This window comes from Micromonospora sp. NPDC049048 (genome assembly GCF_043197615.1).
Classification (GTDB): Bacteria; Actinomycetota; Actinomycetes; order Mycobacteriales; family Micromonosporaceae; genus Micromonospora.
On the sequence record NZ_JBICTM010000013.1, the window covers coordinates 50,549 to 76,378 of the forward strand.

Below are 25,830 nucleotides of genomic sequence, written 5' to 3' on the forward strand. Positions count from 1 at the left end.
GGAGGGCGACCGTAGTGGCCAACGAGGACAAGCTCCGGGACTACCTGAAGCGGGTCACGGTCGACCTGCAGAAGACCCGGCAGCGCCTGCACGAGGTGGAGGCGTCCGCGCACGAGCCGGTCGCGATCGTCGGCATGGCCTGCCGCTATCCGGGGGGCGTGGCGAGCCCCGAGGACCTGTGGCGGCTGGTGGAGTCCGGCACCGACGCCACCGGCGCCTTCCCGACCGACCGTGGCTGGGACCTGGAGTCGCTCCACGACCCCCGGTCGCTGCGGGAGGGCACCTCCTACACCGCGCGCGGCGGCTTCCTGTACGACGCGGCGGACTTCGACCCGACCTTCTTCGGCATCAGCCCCCGCGAGGCCGTCGGGCTGGACCCCCAGCAGCGGCTGCTGCTCGAGGTCGCGTGGGAGAGCCTGGAGCGGGCCGGCATCGACCCCGCCTCCCTCGCCGGCAGCCCGACCGGCGTCTTCACCGGCCTCATGTACCACGACTACGCGGGCAGCAACAGCTCCGGCAGCGTGGTCTCCGGCCGGGTCGCCTACACGCTGGGGCTGGAGGGGCCGGCGGTCACCGTCGACACCGCCTGCTCGTCGTCGCTCGTCGCGCTGCACCTGGCGATCCAGGCCCTGCGCCGGGGCGACTGCACGCTCGCGCTCGTCGGCGGCGTCTCGGTGATGGCGACGCCACTGACGTTCGTCGAGTTCTCCCGCCAGCGGGGCCTGTCGCCGGACGGGCGGTGCCGCTCGTACTCGGCCGACGCCGACGGCACCGGCTTCGCCGAGGGCGCGGGCGTGCTGCTGGTGGAGCGGCTGTCGGACGCGCTCGAGCACGGGCACCGCGTACTGGCGGTCGTCCGGGGCTCCGCCGTCAACCAGGACGGCGCGTCGAACGGGCTGACCGCGCCGAACGGGCCGTCGCAGCAGCGCGTCATCGAGGCGGCGCTGGTCGACGCGGGCCTGTCGACGCGCCAGGTCGACGTGGTCGAGGGGCACGGCACCGGCACGACCCTGGGCGACCCCATCGAGGCGCAGGCGCTGCTCGCCACGTACGGCCAGGACCGCGAGGACCCGCTCTGGCTCGGCTCGGTGAAGTCGAACATCGGGCACACCCAGGCCGCCGCGGGGGTCGCCGGGGTCATCAAGATGGTCGAGGCGATGCGGCGTGGCGTCCTGCCCGCGACGCTGCACGCCGAGCAGCCCTCCGACCAGGTGGACTGGACAGCCGGCAACGTACGGCTGCTGACCGCCGCCACGCCGTGGCCGCAGACGGGGCAGCCGCGCCGGGCGGCGGTCTCCTCGTTCGGGTTCAGCGGCACGAACGCCCACGTGATCGTGGAGCAGGCGCCGGACACCGACGCGCCCGGGCCCGCCTCGGCGCCGGTGACGTCGCTGCTGCTCACCGCCCGCGACGCCGACGCGCTGCGGGACCAGGCGCGGCGGCTGGGCGCCGTCGTGTCGCGGGTGGAACCCGCCGAGCTGGGGTACGCCCTGGCCACCACCCGGACCCGCTTCGCGCACCGGGCCGCGGTGCTCGGCTCGTCCGCCGAGGAACTGGGCGCCGGGCTGGCCGCTCTGGCCCGCGACGAGCAGGCCGCCAACGTGCTCCGTGGCCGGGTCGCCGACGGCCGGATCGCGATGCTCTTCTCCGGGCAGGGCGCGCAGCGGATCGGGATGGGTCGCGGCCTGTACGCGGCGTACCCGGAGTTCGCGGCGGCGTTCGACGAGGTGTGCGCCGCCCTGGACCCGCACCTGGACCGGCCCCTGCGCGACGTCCTCGACACCGAGGCGCTGCACGAGACCGGCTGGACCCAGCCCGCCCTGTTCGCCGTCGAGGTGGCCCTGTACCGGCTGGTCCGGTCCTGGGGCGTCACCCCGTCGGTCCTCGCCGGGCACTCGATCGGCGAGCTGGCCGCCGCGTACGTCGCGGGGGTGTTCCCGCTCGCCGACGCGGCCCGGTTGGTCGCGGCCCGGGGCCGGCTGATGCAGGCGCTGCCGGCCGGCGGGGCGATGCTCGCCGTCCAGGCCACCGAGGACGAGGTCACGCCCCTGCTCGGCGCGGACGTCGACCTGGCCGCCGTCAACGGCCCGGACTCGGTGGTCGTCTCCGGCACCGAGGCGGCGGTGGCGGCGGTGGCCGCGCGGTTCGCCGACCGCCGGACCCGGCGGCTGACCGTCTCGCACGCCTTCCACTCGCCGCTGATGGACCCGATGCTCGCGCGGTTCCGGGAGGTGGCCGAGGCCGTCTCCTACGCGCCGCCGACGATCCCGCTGGTCTCGACGGTCACCGGCGCGCCGGTGGGCGACGAGCTGGCGACGCCCGAGTACTGGGTCGGGCAGGTCCGCGCGACCGTACGCTTCGCCGACGCGGTACGCGCCGCCGCCGCGACCGGTGTGACCACGTTCCTCGAACTGGGCCCCGACTCGGTGCTCGCCACCATGGCGGCGGACTGCCTGGACGGCGACGTGCTGGCCACGCCGGTGCTGCGCCGCGACCGGGACGAGCCGCGTGCCCTGGTGGAGGCGCTGGCCCGGCTGGAGACCCGGGGTGCCGCGGTGGACCCGCGGGCGTTCTACCACCGGTCCGGCCCGTCCCTGGTCGACCTGCCGACGTACCCCTTCCAGCACGAGCGGTTCTGGCAGGACAGCATCGAGCCGGCGACCGCCGGCGGTTCCGGCGACGACGACGGCCTGTGGGCGGCCGTGGACAGCGGCGACCTCGACACCGTGGTCACCACGCTCGACGTGGACCCGCAGGCGCCCCTGGCCTCGGTGCTGCCCGCGCTCTCCGCGTGGCGCAGGGGGCGGCAGGAGCGGTCCACCCTGGACGGCTGGCGCTACCAGGCCCGGTGGGAGCGCCGCCCCGGCGGCACCCCGGCCCCGCTGACCGGCATCTGGCTGCTGGTGGCCGCCGACCCGGCGGTGCGGGGCGACGCGGGCGAGGCGGTGGCCGACGCGCTCACCGCGCACGGCGCCACGGTCGTCCCCACCGACCCGGCCGGCCTGGCGGGCCACCTCGACGGGGAGCTGTCCGGCGTGGTGTCCCTCCTCGCGCTCGACGAGGCGTTCCTGCCCGGGCGCCCCGGCGTCCCGGCGGGCGCCGCCGCCACCCTCGGCCTGATCCGCGCGCTCGCCGGGCGGGACGTACCGCTGTGGTGCCTCACCCGTGGCGCCGTCGCCACCTCCCCGGCCGACCCGGTGACCCAGGTGGCGCAGTCGCAGGTGTGGGGCCTCGGCCGGGTCGCCGCGCTGGAGCTGCCCGACACCTGGGGCGGCCTCGTCGACCTGCCCGCTGAGCTGGACGGACGCACCGCCGCCGCGCTGGCCGGCGTGCTCGCCGGCATCGGGGAGGACCAGGTCGCCGTGCGCCCTGACGGGGTGTTCGTCCGCCGGCTGCACCGCGCGCCGGTGACCGGGGCCCCGCGGTGGCGCGGCGCGTCCGGCACCGTGCTGATCACCGGCGGTACCGGCACCCTCGGCATCGAGGCCGCCCGCCTGTACGCGCGGCACGGCGCCGAGCGGCTCGTCCTGCTGAGCCGGCGCGGCACCGCCCCCGCCGAGGCGCTCGACGAGCTGCGCGGACTGGGCGCGCAGGTCGACGTCGTGGCCTGCGACGTCGCCGACCGGGCGGCCCTGGAGGCGGTCGTCGACGCCTACCCCGGCGTCCGCGCCGTCGTGCACGTGGCGGGGCTGGCGCAGCTGACCGGCATCGTGGACATGGACCTCGCCGAGTACGCCGACGTCGTCTCCGCGAAGGTCGCCGGCGCCACCAACCTCGACGCGATCTTCGCCGAACGGGACCTCGACGAGTTCGTGCTCTTCTCCTCCGTGGCCGGCGTCTGGGGCAGCGGCGGCCAGGCCGCCTACGCCGCCGGCAACGCGCACCTGTGCGCCCTGGCCGAGGCCCGGCGCGGCCGGGGACAGCCGGCCACCGCCCTCGCCTGGGGCCCGTGGGCCGAGAGCACACTGGTGGACGACGAGATCTCGGCCTCGCTGCGCAAGCGGGGCCTGGCGCCGATGGCGCCGGAGCGGGCCGTCGCGGCCATGCGTACCGCCCTGGGGGCCGGGGACACGGACGTCGTGCTCGCCGACGTGGACTGGGCCACCTTCGTGCCGTCGTTCACCGCGCTGCGGCCGAGCCGGCTGTTGGACGCCATTCCCGAGGCCGTCGCCGACGAGGCGCCGACCGGGACGTCCACCTCCTCGGACTTCGCCCGCCGGCTCGCCGACCTGCCCGAGGCGGACCGCCTCGACCACGTCGTCGGGCTGGTCCGCGCGCAGGTCGCGCTCACGCTGGGCTACGCGGGCCCGGAGGCGGTCGAGCCGACCTCGGCGTTCAAGGAGCTGGGCTTCGACTCGGTCACCGCCGTGGAGTTCCGCAACCGGATGGTCGAGGCCACCGGCGTACGGCTCTCCGCGGCCGTCGCCTTCGACTATCCGACCCCGGTCGCGCTGGCCGAGCACCTGCTGGAGGCCGGCCGCGCCGAGGTGGTCGTCGGCACCGTCACCGCCGACGAGCCGATCGCCATCGTCGGCATGAGCTGCCGGTTCCCCGGTGGCGTCAGCTCCCCCGAGGAGCTGTGGGCGATGCTGCGCGACGGCCGCGACGGCATGGGCCCGTTCCCCACCGACCGCGGCTGGGACCTCGACGGACTGTTCCACCCCGACCCGGAGCACTCCGGGACCAGCTACGTCCGCGAGGGCGGCTTCCTCGCCGACCTGCCGGGCTTCGACGCGGCGTTCTTCGGCATCAGCCCGCGCGAGGCGGAGGCCATGGACCCGCAGCAGCGGCTGGTGCTGGAGGCGTCCTGGTCGGCCCTCGAGGACGCCGGCATCGACCCGACCACGCTGCGGGGCAGCGCGACCGGCGTGTACGTCGGCGCCAACAACGTCGACTACGCCCGGATCAACGGCGGGGCGGGTACGAGCGCGGAAGGCTTCATGGCCACCGGCAACGCCGCCAGCATCCTCTCCGGCCGGCTGTCGTACGTGCTGGGGCTGGAGGGGCCGGCCGTCACCGTGGACACCGCCTGCTCGTCGTCGCTGGTGGCGATGCACATGGCGGTGCGGGCGCTGCGCTCGGGCGAGTGCGCGATGGCCGTCGCGGGCGGCGTCACCGCCATGTCGACGCCGGGCGCCTTCCTGGAGTTCAGCCGGATGCGCGGGCTCGCCCCGGACGGGCGCTGCAAGGCGTTCGCGGCCGGCGCGGACGGCACCAACTGGGGCGAGGGCATCGGCGTGGTCGTGCTGGAGCGGCTCTCCGACGCGCTCGCCGCCGGCCACGAGGTCCTCGCCGTGGTACGCGGGACCGCCGTCAACCAGGACGGCGCGTCCAACGGCCTCACCGCCCCCAACGGACCCTCACAACAACGGGTCATCCGGCAGGCGCTCGCCGACGCGGGGCTCTCCACCGCCGACGTGGACGTGGTGGAGGCGCACGGCACCGGCACCACGCTGGGCGACCCCATCGAGGTCGACGCGCTCTTCGCCACGTACGGCCGCGACCGCGCCGCCGAGCGCCCGCTCTGGCTCGGCTCGGTCAAGTCGAACATCGGGCACACCCAGGCCGCCGCCGGCGTCGCCGGGGTGATCAAGATGGTGCTCGCGCTGCGCCACGGCGAACTGCCCCGGACCCTGCACGTGGCCGAGCCGACGGCCCACGTCGACTGGTCGGGCGGGGTACGGCTGCTCGCCGAACCGCAGCCGTGGGGCCGCAACGGCCACCCGCGTCGCGGCGGCGTCTCGTCGTTCGGGTTCAGCGGCACCAACGCCCACCTCGTCATCGAGGAGGCACCGGAGGCGCCCGAGGCCGAGCGGACGCCCGACGACGGGCCGGTCGCGCTCGTGCTCTCCGCCCGCTCCGACGGGGCGCTGCGCCGGCAGGCCGCCGACCTCGAGCCGCTCCTGGCCGAGGTGGCGCCCCGCGACCTGGCGTACTCGCTGTCGCTGCGGGCCACCCACCCGCGCCGCGCGGTCGTGGTGGGCGGCGCCGACGAGCTGCGCGCCGGCCTCGCCGCGCTCGCGGCGGGGGAGCCCGCGCCGAACCTGGTCAGCGCAGTGGCCGCCGGCACGGCGGGAAAGGTGGCGTTCTCCTTCCCCGGGCAGGGCTCGCAGTGGATCGGCATGGCCGTGGAGCTGCTCGACACCGCCCCGGTCTTCGCCGCCCGGATGGCCGAGTGCGAGGCCGCGCTGGCGCCGCACGTCAACTGGTCCCTGGAGGCCGTCCTGCGGCAGGGGGAGGAGCTGGACCGGGTGGACGTCGTCCAGCCCGTCCTGTTCGCCGTCATGGTGTCGCTGGCCGAGCTGTGGCGCTCCCACGGGGTCGAGCCCGCCGCCGTGGTGGGGCACTCCCAGGGCGAGATCGCCGCCGCCTGCGTGGCGGGCGCGCTCTCCGTGGCGGACGCGGCCAGGGTCGTCGCCCTGCGCAGCCGCGCGCTGCTGCGGCTGTCCGGCAAGGGCGGCATGGTCTCCGTGCCGCTGCCCGTGGCCGAGGTACGCGACCGGCTGGAGCGCTTCGGCGGCCGGGTGACCGTGGCGACCGTCAACGGGCCGCGCTCGACGGTGGCGGCCGGCGAACTGGACGCCCTCGACGAGCTGCTCGCCGAGTGCCAGCGCGACGGCGTACGCGCCAAGCGCATCGACGTGGACTACGCGTCGCACTCGGCGTACGTGGAGGAGCTGCACGAGGAGCTGCGCGACGTGCTGGCCGGGCTGGCGCCCCGCCGGCCCGAGGTGCCGCTCTACTCCACGGTGGACGACCGCTGGCTGGACGACGTCGCGATGGACGCCGAGTACTGGTACCGCAACCTGCGCCAGACCGTCTGGTACGAGCCCGCCGTCCGGGCCCTGCTCGACGCGGGCGTCACGACGATCGTCGAGGTCAGCCCGCACCCCGTGCTGACTATCGGCGTGCAGGACGTCATCGACGACGCGGAGGCCACCGCCACCGTGGTCGGTTCGCTGCGCCGCGACGAGGGTGGCCTGGCGCGCTTCCTGCTCTCCCTCGGCGAGGCGTACGCGCACGGCGTGCGGCCCAACTGGGGGTTCGCGGACGCCCGCCGGGTCCGGCTGCCCGGCTACCCGTTCCAGCACGAGCGCTACTGGCCGCCTGCCGCGACGGGCACCGCCGACGCGGCCGGGCTGGGCCTCGGCGCCACCGAGCACCCGCTGCTCGGCGCGGCGGTCGCGCTGGCCGACACCGACGGCCTGCTCTTCACCGGTCGTGTCTCGGTGGCCGCCCACCCGTGGCTGGCCGACCACCGGGTCGGCGGGCAGGTGTTCGTGCCCGGCACCGCCCTCGTGGACCTCGCGGTCCGCGCCGGCGACGAGGTCGACTGCGGCCGGGTCGAGGAGCTGACCCTGACCGCGCCGCTGGTGCTGCCCGACAAGGGCGGGGTGCAGGTGCAGCTGCGCGTCGGCACGCCCGACGAGAACGGGCAGCGGCAGCTGACCATCCACAGCCGACCGGACGGGGTCGCCACCGACTCGGCGCCGTGGGTACGCAACGGCGTCGGCCTGCTCGCCCCCGCGGAGCCGGCGGGCGGCTTCGACACCGCCTGGCCCCCGGCGGCCGAGCCCGTCGCGTCCGACGGGTTGTACGCCGCCATGGCCTCGGCCGGCCTCACGTACGGTCCGACGTTCCAGGGCGTACGCCGGGTGTGGCGCCAGGGCGAGGAGGTCTTCGCCGAGGTCGCCCTGCCGACGGACGCCGCCCGGACGGCGGCCGGGTACGGCCTGCACCCGGCGCTGCTCGACGCCGCGCTGCACCCGCTGGCGCTCGTCACCGCGGGCACGGAGGCGCTGCTGCCGTTCGAGTGGAGCGGCGTGACCGTGCACGCCGTCGGCGCGACGGAGTTGCGCGTCCGGCTGCGTCCGCGCGGCCGGAACACGGTCGCGGTGACCGTCGCCGACCAGACGAACAACGTGGTCGCCGAGGTCGAGTCGCTGGTGCTGCGGGAGGCCACCGCCCCGGCGCAGCCGGGCACGCACCACGACGCCCTGTTCCGCCTGGAGTGGACCCCGGTCACCGCGCCGGCCGCCGCGCCGGACGCCCGGTGGGCGGCCCTCGGCGGGTGCACCCTGCCCCGGGACGCCGGTCTCGTCACCGACGCCTACCCGGACCTGGCGGCGCTGCGGGCCGGCGTGGCCGACGGCGCGCCGGTGCCCGCCCTGGTCGCGCTGCCCTGCGCGGCCGGCGCGGGCGACGATCCCGCCGGGGCCGCCCACCGGGTCGTCCACGACACCCTCGCGGTCCTGCGCGAGTGGCTCGACGAGGACCGGTTCGCCGACGCCCGGCTGGTCGTCGTCACCTGGAACGCCGTCAGCGTGCAGGAGGCGGCCGTTGACCTGGCCAGCTCGCCGGTGTGGGGCCTGCTCCGCTCGGCGCAGAGCGAACACCCGGACCGCTTCGTCCTGCTCGACGTCGACGACCGCGAGCCGCACCGGGCGCTCGCGGCGGCGGTCGCGGCCGACGAGCCACAGCTCGCGATCCGCGACGGCGTCGCCCTGGCGCCGCGGCTCGGCCGCGTGGCCGGCAGCCCCGCGCTGGTGCCGCCGTCGGCCGACCGCTGGCGGTTGGACGTCACCGCGCGGGGCACGCTGGACAACCTCGCCCTGCTGCCCGAGGGGGAGGAGCCGCGCCCGCTGGCGCCGGGTCAGGTGCGCATCGCGATGCGGGCCGCAGGCCTGAACTTCCGGGACGTGCTGATCGCCCTCGACATGTACCCCGGCGGCGGCGTGATGGGCGGCGAGGGGGCGGGCGTGGTCGTCGAGGCCGCGCCGGACGTGACCGGCGTCGCGGTCGGCGACCGGGTCATGGGCCTGTTTCACGGCGCCTTCGGCACCGAGGTCGTCACCGACGCGCGGATGGTCGTGCCGGTACCGCCGGGGTGGTCGTTCGCCGTGGCGGCGTCGACCCCCATCGCGTTCTGCACCGCCTACTACGCGCTGGTCGACCTGGCCCAGGTCAAGCCGGGGGAGCGGGTGCTGGTGCACGCCGCGTCCGGCGGCGTCGGCATGGCGGCGGTCCGCCTGGCCCGGCACCTCGGCGCCGAGGTGTACGGCACCGCGAGCACCGGCAAGTGGGACGCGCTGCGCGCGATGGGGCTGCCGGAGACGCACATCGGCAACTCCCGCACGCTGGAGTTCGCGGAGCGGTTCGGCGCGGCCGGTATCGACGTGGTGATCGACTCGCTGGCCAAGGAGTTCGTCGACGCCTCCCTGCGCCTGCTCGGCGGGGGCGGCCGGTTCATCGAGATGGGCAAGACCGACGTGCGGGATCCGCACCGGGTCGCCGAGGACCACCCGGGGGTCGAGTACCAGGCGTTCGACCTGCTCGCCATCGACCCGGAGCGGGTCGGCGCGATCCTGCGCGACGTGCTCGCGCTCTTCGCGCAGGACCGCTTCACCCCGCTGCCGGTGCGCACGTACGACATGCGTCGCGCCCCGGAGGCGTTCCGGACCATGTCCAAGGCCCGGCACGTCGGCAAGCTGGTGCTGACCGTGCCGCCGCGCCGGGATCCCGACGGTACGGTGCTGATCACCGGCGGCACCGGCACGCTCGGCGGCATGCTGGCCCGCCACCTGGTGACCCGGCGCGGGGTGCGGCACCTGCTGCTGACCAGCCGCCGTGGCCCGGACGCCCCGGGCGCCGCCGAGCTGGTGGCGGAGCTGACCGCGTACGGCGCGGAGGTCACCGTCGCGGCCTGCGACACGGCGGACCGCGCGGCGCTGGCCGGGACCCTGGCCCGGGTGCCCGCCGCGCACCCGCTGACCGCCGTGGTGCACACGGCGGGCGTCCTCGACGACGGCCTGGTCACCGCGCTGACCCCCGAGCAGGTCGACGCGGTGCTGCGGCCCAAGGTCGACGCGGCGGTCAACCTGCACGAGCTGACGCTCGACGCCGAGCTGGCCGAGTTCGTCGTGTTCTCCGCGGCGGCCGGCACGATGGGCGGCCCGGGGCAGGGCAACTACGCGGCGGCGAACACGTTCCTGGACGCGCTCGTGGCGCGGCGGCGCGCGGCCGGGCTGCCCGCCCGTTCGCTCGCCTGGGGCCTGTGGAGCGAGGCGAGCGGGATGACCGCGCACCTCGACGCCACCGACCGCGCCCGGATGGCCCGCGTCGGGCTGCTGGAACTGTCCGTGGCGCAGGGCATGGCGCTCTACGACGCGACGGAGCTGATCGACGAGCCGCTGCTGGTGCCGATGCCCGTGGATCCGGCGGCGCTGCGCGAGCTGGGCCGGGCCGGCATGCTGCCCCCGCTGCTGCGGGGCCTGGTGCGGGGGCCGTCCCGGCGGGCCGTGGAGCAGGCGGCGCAGTCGCCCGGCGCCCTGCGGGACCACCTGGCGAGCCAGAGCGGCCCGCAGCGGCGGCACACCGCGCTGGAGTTCGTCAAGGCACAGGCCGCCGCCGTGCTCGGGCACTCCGGCGCGAGCGCGGTGGACGCCGACCGGCCGTTCACCGAGCTGGGCTTCGACTCGCTGACCGCCGTCGAGTTCCGCAACCGGCTGAAGGCGGCCACCGGCCTGAAGCTCTCCGCCACGATGGTCTTCGACCACCCGACCGCCGCGGCGCTCACCGACCACCTGCTGGCCGGGCTGGCCCCGGCCGAGGTGGACCCGGCCGCGGGGCTGCTGGCCGAGCTGGATCGGCTGGAACGCTCGTTCGCGCAGGCCGGCGCGGCGGGCCTGGAGGAGGCGGTCAAGGCACGGATTACCGAACGGTTGCACGCCGTGATGTCGAATTGGCGTGGCAGGTCCGACGTGGACGCCGAACCTGACGGACCGGACGTGGGCCTGGTGCTGAAGACCGCCTCGGCCGACGAGCTGTTGCGGTTCATCGACGACGAACTCGGCGCCGCCTGAACCGTACGCGCTGAGGAGGGCTTACTGATGGCGAACGAGGAACAGCTTGTCGAGTACCTCCGGCGTGTGACGGCCGACCTGCACGAGACGCGGCGCAAGCTGCGGACCGCCACGGAGCGGGAGCCGATCGCCATCGTCGGCATCGGCTGCCGCTTCCCCGGCGGCGTACGCTCCGCCGACGAGTTGTGGGAGCTGGTGTCGTCCGGCGGGGACGGGATCACCGACTTCCCCACCAACCGGGGCTGGGACCTGGACGACCTGTTCGACCCGGACAGCGGCACCGGCACCAGCTACGTACGGCGGGGCGGCTTCATCCCGGACGCCACCGACTTCGACGCGGGCTTCTTCGGCATCAGCCCGCGCGAGGCGCTGGCCATGGACCCGCAGCAGCGGCTGATGCTGGAGACCTCGTGGGAGGCGTTCGAGCACGCCGGGATCGACCCGCACTCGCTGCGGGGCAGCCGGACCGGCGTGTTCGTCGGCGCGAACAGCGTCGAGTACCTGAGCGCCATGCAGAGCGACATGGACGCCCTGATCGGCTACACGATGACGGGCGTCGCGGGCAGCGTCGTGTCCGGCCGGGTGTCGTACGTGCTGGGGCTGGAGGGCCCCGCCGTCACCGTCGACACGGCGTGCTCGTCGTCGCTGGTGGCGGTGCACGTGGCCGCCCACGCGCTGCGCAGCGGCGACTGCGATCTCGCGTTGGCCGGCGGCAGCTGCGTCATCGCCACGCCCGGCACGTTCGTGGAGTTCTCCAGCCAGAAGGGGCTCGCCCCGGACGGCCGGGTGAAGGCCTTCGCCTCGGCGGCGGACGGCACGGCCTTCGGCGAGGGCGTCGGCGTACTCGTGCTGGAGAAGCTGTCGGACGCGCGCCGCAACGGGCACCGCGTCCTGGCCGTGGTGCGCGGCTCGGCGGTGAACCAGGACGGCGCGTCGAACGGCCTCACCGCGCCGAACGGGCCGTCGCAGCAGCGGGTCATCCGCGCCGCGCTGGCCAACGCCGGGCTCACCCCGGCCGACGTGGACGCGGTGGAGGCGCACGGCACGGGCACCACGCTGGGCGACCCGATCGAGGCCCAGTCGCTCATCGCCACCTACGGCCAGGAGCGCGACCGGCCGCTCTGGCTCGGCTCGGTGAAGTCGAACTTCGGGCACACCCAGGCCGCCGCCGGCGTCGCCGGTGTGATCAAGATGGTCATGGCCCTGCGGCACGAGGAACTGCCCCGCACGTTGCACGTCGACAAGCCGTCGCACCACGTGGACTGGACCGACGGCGCGGTCCGGCTGCTCGGCGAGCCGGTGTCCTGGCCGCGTGGCGAGACCCCACGCCGGGCGGGCGTCTCGTCGTTCGGCATTTCGGGCACCAACGCCCACGTGCTGATCGAGGAGCCGCCGGCCACCGAGGCCCCGCAGACCCCCGCGCCGGCCGAGGGCCCCACCGCGTGGGTGCTGTCGGCCCGCACCGAGACGGCGCTGCGCGAGCAGGCGGTCCGGCTGCGCGCCCACCTGGGCGACGACCACGGCGCGCACGACGTCGCGTACGCGCTCGCCAGCACCCGCGCCCGGCTCCCGCACCGCGCCGTCCTCGTCGGGGACCGGGCGGAGCTGACCGCCGCCCTCGACGCGCTGGCCGACGGCGGAGCCGCCCGCAACCTCGTCACCGGGCTCGCCGACGCCGGCGAGCGCACCGCGTTCCTCTTCCCCGGCCAGGGCTCCCAGTGGCTGGGCATGGCCGCCGAACTGCTCGACACCGCACCCGTCTTCGCCGCCCGGATGGCCGAGTGCGCGACCGCCGTGGACCGGCACACCGACTGGTTGCTGCTCGACGTGCTGCGGGGCGTACCGGGCGCCGCCTCCCTGGACCGGGTCGACGTCGTCCAGCCCGCGCTGTTCGCCATGATGGTCTCGCTGGCGGCGCTGTGGCGCTCGCACGGCGTCGAGCCCGCCGCCGTGGTCGGGCACTCGCAGGGCGAGATCGCCGCCGCCTGCGTGGCCGGCGCGCTCAGCCTCGACGACGCCGCTCTCGTGGTGACCCGGCGCAGCCAGCTGATCGCCGTGGACCTCGCCGGGCGGGGCGGCATGGTGTCCGTGTCCGAGCCGGTCGCGAAGGTCGCCCGGCGGCTGCGCCCGGGGCTGTCGGTCGCCGCCGTGAACGGGCCGTCCACCGTGGTCGTCTCGGGTGCCCCCGAGGCGCTCGACGAGCTGCTGGCCGAGTGCGAACGCGACGGGGTCCGGGCGCGACGCATCGACGTCGACTACGCCTCGCACTCCGCGCACGTCGAGTCGATGCGCGACGAGCTGCTCCGCGTCCTCGCCCCCGTCCGGCCCCGCGCCGGCGACGTCCCGCTCTACTCGACCGTCACCGGCGAACTGCTCGACACCGCCGGGATGGACGCCGAGTACTGGTACCGCAACCTGCGGCAGACCGTCGAGTTCGAGCAGACCGTACGCGGCCTCGTCGCCGACGGCATCGACTCCTTCGTCGAGGTCAGCTCGCACCCGGTGCTCGTACCGGCCGTGCAGGACCTGCTCGACGAGGCGGACGGCGGCTCGGTCGTCGGCACGCTGCGCCGCGACGAGGGCGGCCTGCGCCGGTTCCTGCTCTCGCTGGGCCAGGCGCACACCCGGGGCGTACGGCCCGACTGGGCCACGCTGGTCACCGCCCCGGCCCACCCGGTGGCCCTGCCCACGTACGCCTTCCAGCGCCGGACCTACTGGCCCAGCGGGGCGGGCGGCCCGGTCGACGCCACCGGCCTCGGCCTGGGCTCCACCGGCCACCCGCTGCTCGGCGCGACCGTGTCGCTGGCCGGCGCGGACGGGGTGCTGCTCACCGGACGGCTCTCGACCTCGGCGCACCCGTGGCTCGCCGACCACCGGGTGGCGGGCCGGATCCTCCTGCCCGGCACGGCCTTCGTCGAGCTGGCGGTCCGCGCCGGCGACGAGGTGGGCGCCACCGGGATCGAGGAGCTGACGCTCGAGGCGCCCCTGGTGGTGCCGGAGCGCGGCGCCGTGCAGGTCCAGCTCCGCGTCGGCGAGCCCGGCCCGGACGGCGCCCGCCGGCTGACCGTCCACTCGCGGCCCGACGGCGACGGCCCGTGGACCCGGCACGCCACCGGCACCCTGGGCACCGGCACCCCCGGCGCCGACGACCGCGCGGCGGCCCCGGCGGGCGTCTGGCCGCCGGAGGGCGCCGAGGCCCTGGACACCGGCGAGCTGTACGACCGCTTCGCGTCGCTCGACGTGACGTACGGGCCCGCCTTCGCCGGCCTGGGCCCCGTGTGGCGGCGGGGCGACGAGCTGTTCGCCGAGGTAACCGCCCCCGAGGCGGCGAAGGTGGCGGGCTTCGGCCTGCACCCCGCGCTGCTCGACGCGGCGCTGCACCCGCTGGGCCTGGGCGTGTTCACCTCGGACGACGGCGCGGGCGGGCCCTGGCTGCCGTTCGCCTGGCACGGGGTGAGCCTGCACGCCACCGGCGCCGCCCGGCTGCGGGTCACCATCCGGGCGGCGGGCCCGAACGCCGTCGCGGTGACCGTCGCCGACCACGCCGGCGCGCCGGTCGCCACGATCGACGCGCTGGCCGTGCGCCGCCTGCCCGCGGACGCGCTGGCCGACCTGACCAACCCGCGCCACCAGGCGATGCACGTGCTCGACTGGGTGCCGGTCCCGGTGGGCGACGGCGCCGCCACGGTGGCGGTCGTGGGCGGCGAGCTGCCCGGCGCCACCGCGTACGACAGCCTCGCCGCGATCGCCGAGGTCCCCGACTACGTGGTCCTGCCGGTCACCTGCGACGGCGACGACCTGGTCGGGGCGACCTACCGGGCGGTGGAGCGCACCCTCGCCGCCGCCCAGGAGTGGCTCGCCGACGACCGGTTCGCCGCCGCCCGCCTGGTCGTGCTGACCGAGGGGGCCACCGACGCGACGGCGCCCGCGCTCGCCGCCGTGTGGGGCCTGCTGCGCTCGGCCGCGTCCGAGAACCCCGGCCGGTTCGTCCTCGTCGACGTCGCGGGCGGGCAGTGGGCGTCGAACCTGGTGCCCGCGCTGCGTACCGGTGAGCCGCAGCTCGCCCTGCGCGGCGCCGACGTCCTCGTACCGCGCCTCGCCAAGGCGTCCGGGCAGCCGGCGAGCGCACCGGAGATCGGCGGCACCGTCCTCGTCACGGGCGCCTCCGGAACGCTCGGCCGCCTCGTCGCGCGGCACCTCGTCGCGCGGCACGGCGTCCGTCGCCTCGTGCTCGCCGGCCGTCGCGGCATGACCGACGACCTGCGGACGCTGCACGACGAGCTGACCGCCCAGGGCGTGCACGTGACTGTCGCCGCCTGCGACGCCGCCGACCGCGAGGCGCTGGCGGCGCTCGTCGCGGAGCACCCGCCCACGGCGGTCGTGCACACGGCCGGCGTCCTGGACGACGGGATGATCGCCTCGCTCACCCCGGAGCGGGTCGCGACCGCGCTGCGCCCCAAGGTCGACGCGCTCGTCAACCTGCACGAGCTGGTCGGCGACGTGAGCGCCTTCGTCGTCTTCTCCTCGGCCGCGGGCGTCCTCGGCGGCCCCGGCCAGGGCAACTACGCGGCGGCCAACGCCTTCGTCGACGCGTTCGCCGCGTACCGGCGGGCACAGGGCCTGCCCGCCGTGTCGCTGGCCTGGGGCATGTGGGCGCAGCGCACCGGTCTCACGGGCGCCCTCGACGACGCCGACCTCGCCCGGATGCGGCGCTCCGGCGTACGGCCGCTCTCCACCGAGGACGGCCTCGCGCTGTTCGACGAGGCGCTCGGCGCCCCGGAGGCCGCCCTCGTGCCGATCCACCTGGACCTCGGCGCGCTGCGGGAGCAGGCGACCGGCGGGGTGCTGCCCACGGTGCTGCGCGGCCTGGTCCGCACCCCGGCGCGCCGCCAGGTCTCCGCCGACGCCGCGGCGGCCTCCGACCTGCTCGCGAACCTCGCCGGCCGGGGCCCGGCCGAGCGCCGCAAGGAGCTGGTCGACATCGTCCGTACGCAGGTCGCGGTCGTGCTCGGGCACGGCGGCGCCGAGGCGGTCGGCGCGACGAAGGCCTTCAAGGAGCTGGGCTTCGACTCGCTGACCGCCGTCGAGTTCCGCAACCGCCTGAACGCGGCGGTCGGCCTGCGGCTGCCCGTCACGCTGGTCTTCGACTACCCGAATCCGACGGCGCTGGCCGAGCACCTGGACGCGGAGCTGTTCGCCGGCGGGCCGGCCGCCGCCGTGGTCGTGGCCACGTCCGACGGCACCGACGACCCGATCGCGATCGTCGGCATGGGGTGCCGTTTCCCCGGCGGCGCCACCTCCCCGGAGAAGCTGTGGGACCTGGTCGCGCAGGGCGTCGACGCGGTGGCCGGATTCCCGACCGACCGGGGCTGGGACCTCGACCACCTCGTCGACCCGGACCCGGACAAGCCCGGCCGCACCTACTGCGGCGAGGGCGCGTTCCTGTACGACGCGGCCTGGTTCGACGCCGAGTTCTTCGGCATCTCCCGACGCGAGGCCCTCGCCATGGACCCGCAGCAGCGGCTTTTCCTGGAGACCTCGTGGGAGGCGGTCGAGCGCGCCGGCATCGACCCCGCCACCCTGCGCGGCAGCCGCACCGGGGTTTTCGCCGGCCTCATGTACCACGACTACAGCGCGCACCTGCAACACCTGCCCGCCGAGTTGGACGGCTTCATCGGCACCGGCGTCGCCGGCGGCGTGGTCTCGGGCCGGGTGTCGTACGCGCTGGGCCTGGAGGGGCCGGCGGTCACCGTCGACACCGCCTGCTCGTCGTCGCTGGTCACCCTGCACCTGGCCGCCCAGTCGCTGCGCCGGGGCGAGTGCGCGTTGGCCCTGGCCGGTGGCGTGACGGTGCTCGCCACGCCCAACGCGTTCATCGACTTCAGCCGCCAGCGGGCCCTCGCGCCGGACGGCCGGTGCAAGTCCTTCGCGGCCGGCGCCGACGGCACCGGCTGGGGCGAGGGCGTCGGGGTGCTGGTGCTCGAACGGCTCTCCGACGCGCGCCGCAACGGCCACCCGGTGCTCGCCGTCGTACGCAGCACGGCCGTCAACCAGGACGGCGCGAGCAACGGCATGACCGCCCCGAACGGCCCCTCCCAGCAGCGCCTGGTCAACCAGGCGCTCGCCGACGCGGGGCTGCGACCGGTCGACGTGGACGCCGTCGAGGCGCACGGCACCGGCACCACCCTGGGCGACCCGATCGAGGCCCGGTCGCTCATCGCGACGTACGGCCGCGACCGGGGCGAGCACCCGCTCTGGGTCGGCTCGATCAAGTCGAACATCGGGCACACCCAGGCGGCGGCCGGCGTGGCCGGCGTGATCAAGATGGTGGAGGCGATGCGGCACGGCGTGCTGCCGCAGACACTGCACGTCGACGCGCCGTCGCCGCACGTGGACTGGGCGGACGGGGCCGTGCGGCTGCTGACCGGGGCGGTGCCCTGGCCGGAGACGGGACGCCCGCGCCGCGCCGGCGTCTCCTCGTTCGGCATCTCCGGCACCAACGCGCACGCGATCATCGAGCAGGCGCCCGAGGCGGTCGTGGTGGACTCGACCGCCGAGGTGCCGGTGGTGCCCCTGCTGCTGTCCGGCCGGGACCAGGCCGCGCTACGGGACCAGGCGGCCCGGCTCGCCGCCCACCTCACCGGGGACGCGTCCGCCGTGGACGTCGGATTCTCGCTCGCCACCACCCGTACCGCCCAGCGGCACCGGGCGGCCGTGCTCGGCCGGGACCTGGCCGAGCTGCGCGCCGGCCTCTCCGCGCTGGCCCGGGGCGAGCACGCCCCCGGTGCGGTCGGCGGGGTCGCCGACACCGCCGGGGCGACCGCCGTGGTCTTCACCGGGCAGGGTTCGCAGCGGGTGGGGATGGCGGCGGAGTTGTTGTCCTTTCCGGTGTTCGCGCGGGCGTTCGGCGAGGTGTGTGCGGAGCTTGACCGGCATCTGGAGCGGCCGTTGCGGGGGGTGCTCGGCTCTGAGGAGGTGCATCTGACGGGGTGGGCGCAGCCGGCGTTGTTCGCGGTGGAGGTGGCGCTGTTCCGGTTGTTCGAGTCGTGGGGGGTGCGGCCGGACTTCGTGGCGGGGCACTCGATCGGCGAGTTGGCGGCGGCGCACGTGGCGGACGTCCTCACCCTGCCGGACGCCGCCCGGCTGGTCGCCGCCCGTGGTCGGCTGATGCAGGCGCTGCCGGCCGGTGGTGCGATGGTGGCCGTACGCGCCACGGAGGACGAGGTGGCGCCGCTGCTCTCGGGCGACGTGGCGATCGCGGCGGTGAACGGGCCGGATTCGGTGGTGCTCTCCGGCGACGAGGCCGCCACCCTGGCGATCGCCGACGAGTTGGCCCGTACCGGGCGCAAGACCAGGCGGCTGACCGTGTCGCACGCGTTCCACTCGCCGCTGATGGACCCCATGCTCGACGAGTTCCGCGCGGTCGCCGAGTCCGTCACCCACCGGCCTCCGGCGATCCCCGTGCTCTCCACGGTCACCGGCGAGCCCGCCGAACTGACGCCCGAGTACTGGGTGCGTCAGGTACGGGCGACGGTGCGCTTCGCCGCGGCGGTCGAGGCGCTGGCGGCACGCGGCGTACGCACCTTCCTCGAACTGGGTCCCGACGCGGTGCTCACGGCGCTGGGCCGCGAGTGCGTGGCGGACGCCGAATTCGTCCCCGCCCAGCGCGCCGACCGGGACGCGCCGCTGGTGGCGACCGAGGCGCTGGCCCGACTGCACAGCCGTGGGGTACCCGTCGACTGGGCGGCCTTCTTCGCCGGCGCGCGCCGGGTCGACCTGCCCACGTACGCCTTCCAGCGCACCCGCCTGTGGCCCGACGCCCCCGCCGTCGCCGCGCCGGGCGACGACTTCTGGGCCGCCGTCGAGCGCGACGACCTGGGCGCCTTGCTGGGCCTGGACGACACCGCGTCCCTGAAGGACGTCATGGTGGCCCTGTCGTCGTGGCGGCGCGGGCCCGCGCCGGGCTACCAGCTGCGCTGGTCCGCGGTGACGGAGCTACCGGTGGCGGCGCCGCAGGGCGTCTGGCTCGTGCCGGCGGACGCCGGCCGGATCGCCGAGGCACTGGCCCGGCACGGCGCCGACGTGCGCGGCTACCGCGACGCCACGACTGCCGAGCTGCTCGACCTGGCGCCGGACCACGTGGTGGCGGGGGTGCTGACGACCCCCGGCGGCCCCGCACCGGCCGCGCTGGTCCGGGCGCTGGACGAGGCGCGCATCGACACCCGGGTGTGGAGCCTGACCCGGGGCGCGGTCGCGGTCACCCCCGCCGAGCGGGTCACCGACCTGGCCGGGGCAGCGGTGTGGGGCTTCGGCCGGGCAGCCGCCGTCGCCACGCCCCGCGCCTGGGGCGGGGTCGTCGACCTGCCGGAGGAACTCGACGAGCGGTCGCTGACCGCCCTCTGCCGCGTGCTCACCCGGGGCGCGGACGAGGACCAGGTGGCGCTGCGCCCGGCGGGAGTCTTCGCCCGCCGGCTCGTCGGGGCCATCGCGCCGACCGGTGAGCCGTGGCGGCCGACCGGCACGGTGGCGCTGCACGGCGGGTCCGAGGCGGCCCGGATCGCCGCCCTGCTGGAGGCGGCGGGCGCGACGGTCACCACGGGTACCGCCGAGACGGTGGTCGTCACCAGCGAGGCCGACGACCCGGTCGCCACCGCCCTCGCCGCCACGGCGCAGCGGCTCGTGCTCGTGTACACGGTCGACGAGCTGTTCGGGGTCGCCGGCGCCGTCGAGACGGCAGCCGTGTTCGACGCGATCGCCCAGCAGCGCGACGGGGCGGTGTCGATCGCGGTCGGCGCCGACCTCACCGTCGAGCAGCTCGGCGCGGCGGTGGGCGCGGGCGCGGTCGGCCGGGTCGCCGCCGCCGTGGACTGGGCCTCGTTCGTGCCCGACTACACCCGGTACCGGCCGAGCCCGCTGCTGCGGGAGCTGCCGGACGCGACGCGGCACCTCACCGGGACCGCCGACGACACGCTCGACATCGACAGCCCCGACGAACTGCGCAGGCTGCTCGACGGTGCCGACGAGGCCGAGAGCCGCGCGGTGCTGTCCCGGGTGGTACTGGCCCAGACCGCGTACACGCTCGGTCTGCCGTCGGCCGCCACGGTCGACGAGGAGCAGGAGTTCCTCGACATCGGCTTCTCCTCGCTCACCGCCGTGGAGCTGCGGCGCCGGCTCGAGACCCTCACCGGGCTGGAGCTGACGGCCGCGCTCGTCTACGACCACCCGACTCCTGCCGAGGTGGTCGAGGAGCTGCTCGCACAGCGGGCCCTCGTCGCCTAGCAGACCCACGACGAGCAGCGGCCCCTTCGCCACCCCCCTTCGGAAGGAAGCCCCCATGAGCAAGTCCGCTCGGATGAGCACCCTGATCAAGCCGCCCAAGATGGCGTGGAACCCGACGGAGCGTCGGCTGCTGCGCGCGGCCGGCATCGCCGACCTGCGCGACCTCGCCCGCAGGGCCGTACCCCGGATGGTGTTCGACTACTGCGACGGGGCGGCGGACAGCGAACGCAGCCTCAGCCGCGCCCGCGAGACGTTCGCCAACATCGAGTTCCAGCCGTCGGTGCTACGCGACGTGTCCAACCTGGACACCAGCCGGACGGTGCTCGGCAAGCGGCAGAACCTGCCGTTCGCCCTGGCCCCGGTCGGGTTCAACCGGGTGATGCATGCCGACGGTGAGCCCGCGGTCGCCTCGGTCGCGCAGCAGTTCGGCATCCCGTACTCGGTCTCCACCCTGGCCACCACGTCACTGGCGGACGTCGCCGCCGCCGCGCCGGAGGGCCGGCACTGGTTCCAGCTGTACTTCGCCGAGGACCGGGCGATGGTCAAGGAACTGCTCGCCCTCGCGGAGGAGGCGAAGTTCGACACCATCCTGCTGACCCTGGACACGCCGATCTCCGTACCGCGCCGGCGCGACATCCGCAACGGGCTCACCATCCCGCCGTCGATGAGCCTCGCCACCTTCGCCGAGGCGTTCCTGCACCCGGGCTGGTGGGCCCGGCAGTGGGGGGCCGGCACCCCGTCCCCGCAGGTGCTCAAGGCCACCGGCGGGTCCGCCTCCGACATGATCAAGCGGGTGTTCAACCCGCGGCTGTGCATCGAGGACGTCGAGTGGCTGCGCGGCGCGTGGTCGGGCAAGCTCGTCGCCAAGGGCGTGCAGAGCGTCGCCGACGCCAAGCGGGTCGCGGCCGTCGGCGTCGACGGGGTGTGGCTGTCCACACACGGCGGTCGCAAGCTCGACCGCGCCCCGGTGCCCGTCGAGCTGCTGCCGAATGTGGTCGACGAGGTCGGCGACCGGGTCGAGGTGCTCGTGGACACGGGCATCACCTCGGGCGCGGACATCGTGGCGGCGATCGCGTTGGGCGCCACCGCCGCCGTGGTCGGCAGGGCCTACCAGTACGGGCTGATGGCCGGCGGCCGGCGCGGCGTGGTGCGGGCCATGGAGATCCTCAGCAGGGAGATCGAGGTCACCATGAAGCTCCTCGGCGTCTCCTCGGTGAGCGAGCTGAACCGTTCACACGTGAAGTTCCGCTGATTCCCTCTTTGAAGACTTCGTCATTGTCGGACTGTCGTATGTCGGCGCGTACGTGGAGGTATTTGTGGCACGCATGGCCGGGAATGGTCACTGCCGTTCGTTCAACGGGGACGGGAGGATGGACGTCATGGTCCGCGACGACGTCACGGGCGAACTGCTGGTCTTCCCGCACAGTGGCAGCTTCCGTGGTAGTGAGACCTTCGGCGAACCGGAGCTGATCAGCACCGGCTTCCACCCGCAACGGAACCACGGACTGGTCCGTACGATCGACGTCAACGGCAACGGCTACGCCGACGTCATCGGCCTGAGCATGCGGCCGGTGAACGAGACCCACGGGATCTTCCTCTATCCGAACCGGGGCGGGCTCAACGGCCTCGACACCCTCGGCGAGCCGATCCGGATCTCCGGCGCGCGGGACGACAAGAAGTGGGAGACCCTCGGCATCGCGGACGTCGACCTGGACGGCTGCGACGACATGTTCGGCCGCGAGCAGGACGCGGGCCACGTCGACGCGTTCTTCAACCAGCGCGAGGTCAAGCAGAACGAGACGTACGACCGCACCGCGCACCGCCTGGTGACCGTCGACGTCGACGACTTCCCGCTCGCGATGGCCGACGTCACCGGCACCGGCCGGCCCGACCTCCTGGTCCGTCGCGCCAACGGCGACCTCGACCTGTACGAGTTCGCGCACGACACCTCCGGCGAGGGCCCGTGGTGGCGCGGCGAGGGCCGCTGGTTCACGCTCGCCCGGGGCTGGCAGGAGTACGACATCATCACGGTGACCGACATCGACCTCGACGGTCGGCCGGACCTGATGGGCCTGCGCCCCGACGGAACCCTCGTCGTCCACCTGCACAACGGCACGTTCGACCCGGACCGGCCCTTCGCGACGCTGTCCGCGCCGGAGGTCGTCGCGACCGGCTGGCAGAAGTACTCGGTGGTGAGCTGACATGCGTCGGCTCGCACCACAGCCGGGCGACCCGCCGAGCGCGGCCCGGCGACCCGACACGACGGATCGACGAGAGGAGCAGCGGTGAGCGCGAACGGAGCAGGCGACCAGGGCGAATGGCGGGTCGCGGTGGATCAGGTCCGATGCATCAGTTCGGGGTTCTGTGTCGGCAGCGCGCCGGACCATTTCGCGATGGACCTCGTCTCCCGACCGCTGGCCGACGTGGTGGCGCCGTCGGACCGGGTGATCGAGGCCGCCGAGTTCTGCCCGGTGGAGGCCATCTCGGTGATCGACGCGAAGGACGGGACGCGGATCGCCCCGGGGCGGTGACGACGGGCCCGCCGGGCGGACGACCGTCCGGCGGGCCGACACCCGTCACGGGCCGCCGTAGGCGGCCCATTTTTCGTTTCCGGTAGCGGTCCGCCGCGTGCCGCGGCGGGTCGCGGCCCGGTCCGGGTCGGTCGGCGGGGTACGGCCTTCTCCGGGCCGGTCGGCGGGCAGCGTCCCGGTGCATCGTCAGGTCGGTGTCGAGCTGCCCGCACATCTGGGGCAGGGCGGCCCGAGCCGGTCGGCCTGCACGTCCGACGCCCAAGAGTCACCGGCCGGGGCCGGGAACGTGCGCCCCCGGCCCCAGCCAGGACCACGGCCTCCGCCACGGCCCTCGTGGCGGTTCAGACGTTGTCGAGTTCGTTGTCGAGGATGTCGAACAGGTCGTCGGCCGTGACGGAGGCGAGGTCCGCGCGCTCGGTCGGCGCCGGCTGGGACTTGTCCCGCCACTTGGTCAGGAGCCGCTGCAAGGCTGTGGCGATCTCCGTGTCGGCGGCGTCCGCCGTCTCCACCTCGTCCAGCGTCGCCTCCAGCCGGGCGATGCCGTCGGCCAGCGTACGCAGCCGCAGCTTCGCCGGGTTGCCGCCCAGTTCCTCGATCAGGTGCTCGACGAGCGCCGCAGGCGTGGGATGGTCGAACGTGAGCGTCGCCGGCATCCGCAGCCCGGTGGCCTGGTTGAGCCGGTTGCGCAGCTCCACCGCCGTCAGCGAGTCGAAGCCCAACTGCTTGAACGCCTGGTCCGCCGCGATGGACTCCACCGAATCGTGGGCCAGCACCGAGGCCACGTTCGTGCGTACCAGGTTGAGCAGCACGTCGCGCTGTTCCGGCTCGGTGAGCCCGGCGAGGCGGCGGGAGATCGGCACCGAGGTGCCCGCCGAGGTGGTGCGGCGGGGACGGGTGAAGGAGCGCAGTGGGGGCGGCGCCGTCGTACTCGTGCGCAGGGCGGCCACGTCCAGCTTGATCGGGACCAGGCACGGCTCGTCCGTGCGGCAGGCCGCGTCGAACAGGGCGAGCCCTTCCTCGACGGAGTGCGCCAACACCCCACCGCGGCCGATGCGGGCCAGATCCGCGCCGGTCAGGTGCCCGGTCATCGCCCCACCGTCCGTGGCCCACAGGCCCCAGGCGAGCGACGTCGCCGCGAGGCCGGCCGCCCGGCGGTACGTGGCCAGCGCGTCCAGGTAGGCGTTCGCCGCCGCGTAGTTCGCCTGGCCGGCCGTGCCCAGGATCCCGGTCGCCGAGGAGAACAGCGCGAACAACTCGACGTCGCCCGCCAGCTCGTGCAGGTTGAGCGCAGCGTCGACCTTCGCCCGCAGTACCGCGTCGACCCGTTCCGGCGTGAGCGACTCGATCGTCGCGTCGTCCAGCACACCCGCGGCGTGCACGACGCCGACCAGGTCGGGCAGGGACGCCAGCAGTTCCGACAGCGCCGTACGGTCGGCGGCGTCGCAGGCGGCGACCGTGATCCTGGCGCCCAGCGACTCCAGCTCCGCCGTCAGCTCCGCCGCGCCCGGCGCGGTCGGACCCCGGCGGGAGGCCAGCACGAGGTGCCGCGCACCGTGCGTCGTGACGAGGTGGCGGGCCAGCGCGGCGCCCAGGGTGCCCGTGCCGCCGGTGACGAGCACGGCGCCGGCCGGGTCGAACAGGGCACGCTCCGGGCCGCCCGTCTGCGTCGCGAGCCTCGGCACGGTCAGCACACCGCCGCGTACGGCGACCTGCGGTTCCCCGGTCGCGACCGCCGCGCCGACGAGAGCCGGGTCGTCGGTGTCGACGAGGACGAAGCGGTCCGGGTGCTCGGTCTGCGCGGAGCGGACCAGACCCCAGACCGCCGCGCCCGCCGGGTTGGTGCCGTCGGTGGCTCCCTGTGACACGAACACCAGCGGGGAACGGTCCCCGGGCAGCCACTCCTGGATCGCCGCGAGGGCCTGCCGCACGGCGCGGCGTACCGCCTCGGCGTCCGTACCGGCTCCCACCTGGAACACGTCGTCGGCGCCGGTGGGAGCCGCGGGCGTGGGTACGGGCACCCAGTCCAGCCGGTGCAGCCCGTTCGGGCCGGCGGAGGCGTGCAGCTGGTCGGCCGTCACCGGCCGCGCGACCAGGGACTCGACCGTGGCCACCGGCATCCCGGTGCCGTCGGCGAGCGCCAGGGCGTACGCGTCGCCGGCGGTGGGGGTGAGTCGTACCCGCAGCGTCGTCGCTCCGGTGGCCAGCACCCGTACGCCCTGCCAGCTGAACGGCAGGCGCAGCGGACCGTCGGTGCCGGACGCCAGGAACAGCGGGTGCAGCGCCGCGTCCAGCAGCGCCGGGTGCAGCCCGTAGCGGCCAGCCGGCGCGTCGGCGGGGAGCACGACCTCGCCGAACAGCTCGTCGCCGCGACGCCAGGCCGCCACCAGCCCCCGGTACGCGGGTCCGTAGTCGACGCCGAGCTCGGCAACCCGGTCGTAGAGGTCCTCGACCGGTGCGGGTACGGCGTCGGCGGGCGGCCACTCACCGGGCCAGCCGGCGTCGGGCTCCCCGGCGGCGTCGAGCAGGCCGCTCGCGTGCTGCGTCCACGGCTCGCCGTCCGGCGCGTCCGCACGCCGGGAGTGCACCCGCAGCGGCCGTCGTCCGGAGTCGTCGGGATCCCCGATCTCCACCTGTATCCGCACGGCACCGTCGGTCGGCAACACCAGCGGGGCGTGCAGCGTCAGCTCCTCGACGAGGTCGAGGCCGACGTGCTCGGCGGCCCGCCGGGCCAGTTCGACGAACGCGGCGCCGGGGAGGAGAACGGTGCCCAGGACGGCGTGGTCGGCGAGCCACGGCTGCTCGCGCAGGGACAGCCGTCCGGTGAGGACGGTCCGCTCCGAGCCGGCGAGCCCCAGCACCGCGCCGAGCAGCGGGTGGTCGGCGGCGCCGAGCCCGAGCCCGCCGGCGTCGGCGGGAGCGTCATCGGTGAGCAGCCAGTACCGCTGGTGTTGGAACGGGTACGTCGGCAGCTCGACCGGCCGTGCCCCGGCGAGGTAGGCGTCGGGGTCGGGGGCGGTGCCGGTGGTGAAGAGCTGCCCGATGGCTCTGGCCAGGGTGTGGGTTTCTGGTTTGTTGCGGTGGGTGGTGGCGATGGCGGTGGTGGTGTCGCCGGTGGCGGCGGTGGTGAGGACGGTGTCGGGGCCGATTTCGAGCAGGGT

Annotated in this window: 4 protein-coding genes and 2 pseudogenes; 5 read left to right on the top strand and 1 reads right to left on the bottom strand. The window is 75.4% G+C overall.

Features of this window, described 5'->3' with window-relative positions; translation table 11 throughout:
- Window positions 1–14: 14 nt before the first annotated feature.
- The 5 genes and pseudogenes from ACGFIG_RS29555 to ACGFIG_RS29575 all read left to right on the top strand — a co-directional run.
- Window positions 15–10,862: pseudogene (locus ACGFIG_RS29555) on the top strand (type I polyketide synthase); the annotation flags it as partial.
- Window positions 10,863–10,928: 66 nt separating this feature from the next.
- Window positions 10,929–20,099: pseudogene (locus ACGFIG_RS29560) on the top strand (type I polyketide synthase); the annotation flags it as partial.
- 97 nt (window positions 20,100–20,196) lie between these two features.
- Entirely contained in the window at window positions 20,197–21,393 is a 1,197-nt protein-coding gene (locus ACGFIG_RS29565; RefSeq protein WP_393008479.1) for an alpha-hydroxy-acid oxidizing protein, read from the top strand.
- A 73-nt stretch (window positions 21,394–21,466) separates the two neighbouring features.
- Window positions 21,467–22,342 carry an FG-GAP repeat domain-containing protein gene (locus ACGFIG_RS29570; protein WP_393008483.1) on the top strand — a complete coding sequence of 292 codons (876 nt, stop codon included), beginning with the start codon at window positions 21,467–21,469 and terminating at the stop codon, window positions 22,340–22,342.
- A gap of 129 nt (window positions 22,343–22,471) precedes the next feature.
- Complete coding sequence (locus tag ACGFIG_RS29575; protein WP_393008485.1) at window positions 22,472–22,672, top strand: ferredoxin; 201 nt, start codon at window positions 22,472–22,474, stop codon at window positions 22,670–22,672.
- Between the two features lie 341 nt (window positions 22,673–23,013).
- Here the strand turns inward: ACGFIG_RS29575 and ACGFIG_RS29580 are convergent.
- On the bottom strand, window positions 23,014–25,830 hold a 2,817-nt coding region (locus ACGFIG_RS29580; RefSeq protein WP_393008481.1), incomplete at its 5' end, for a type I polyketide synthase.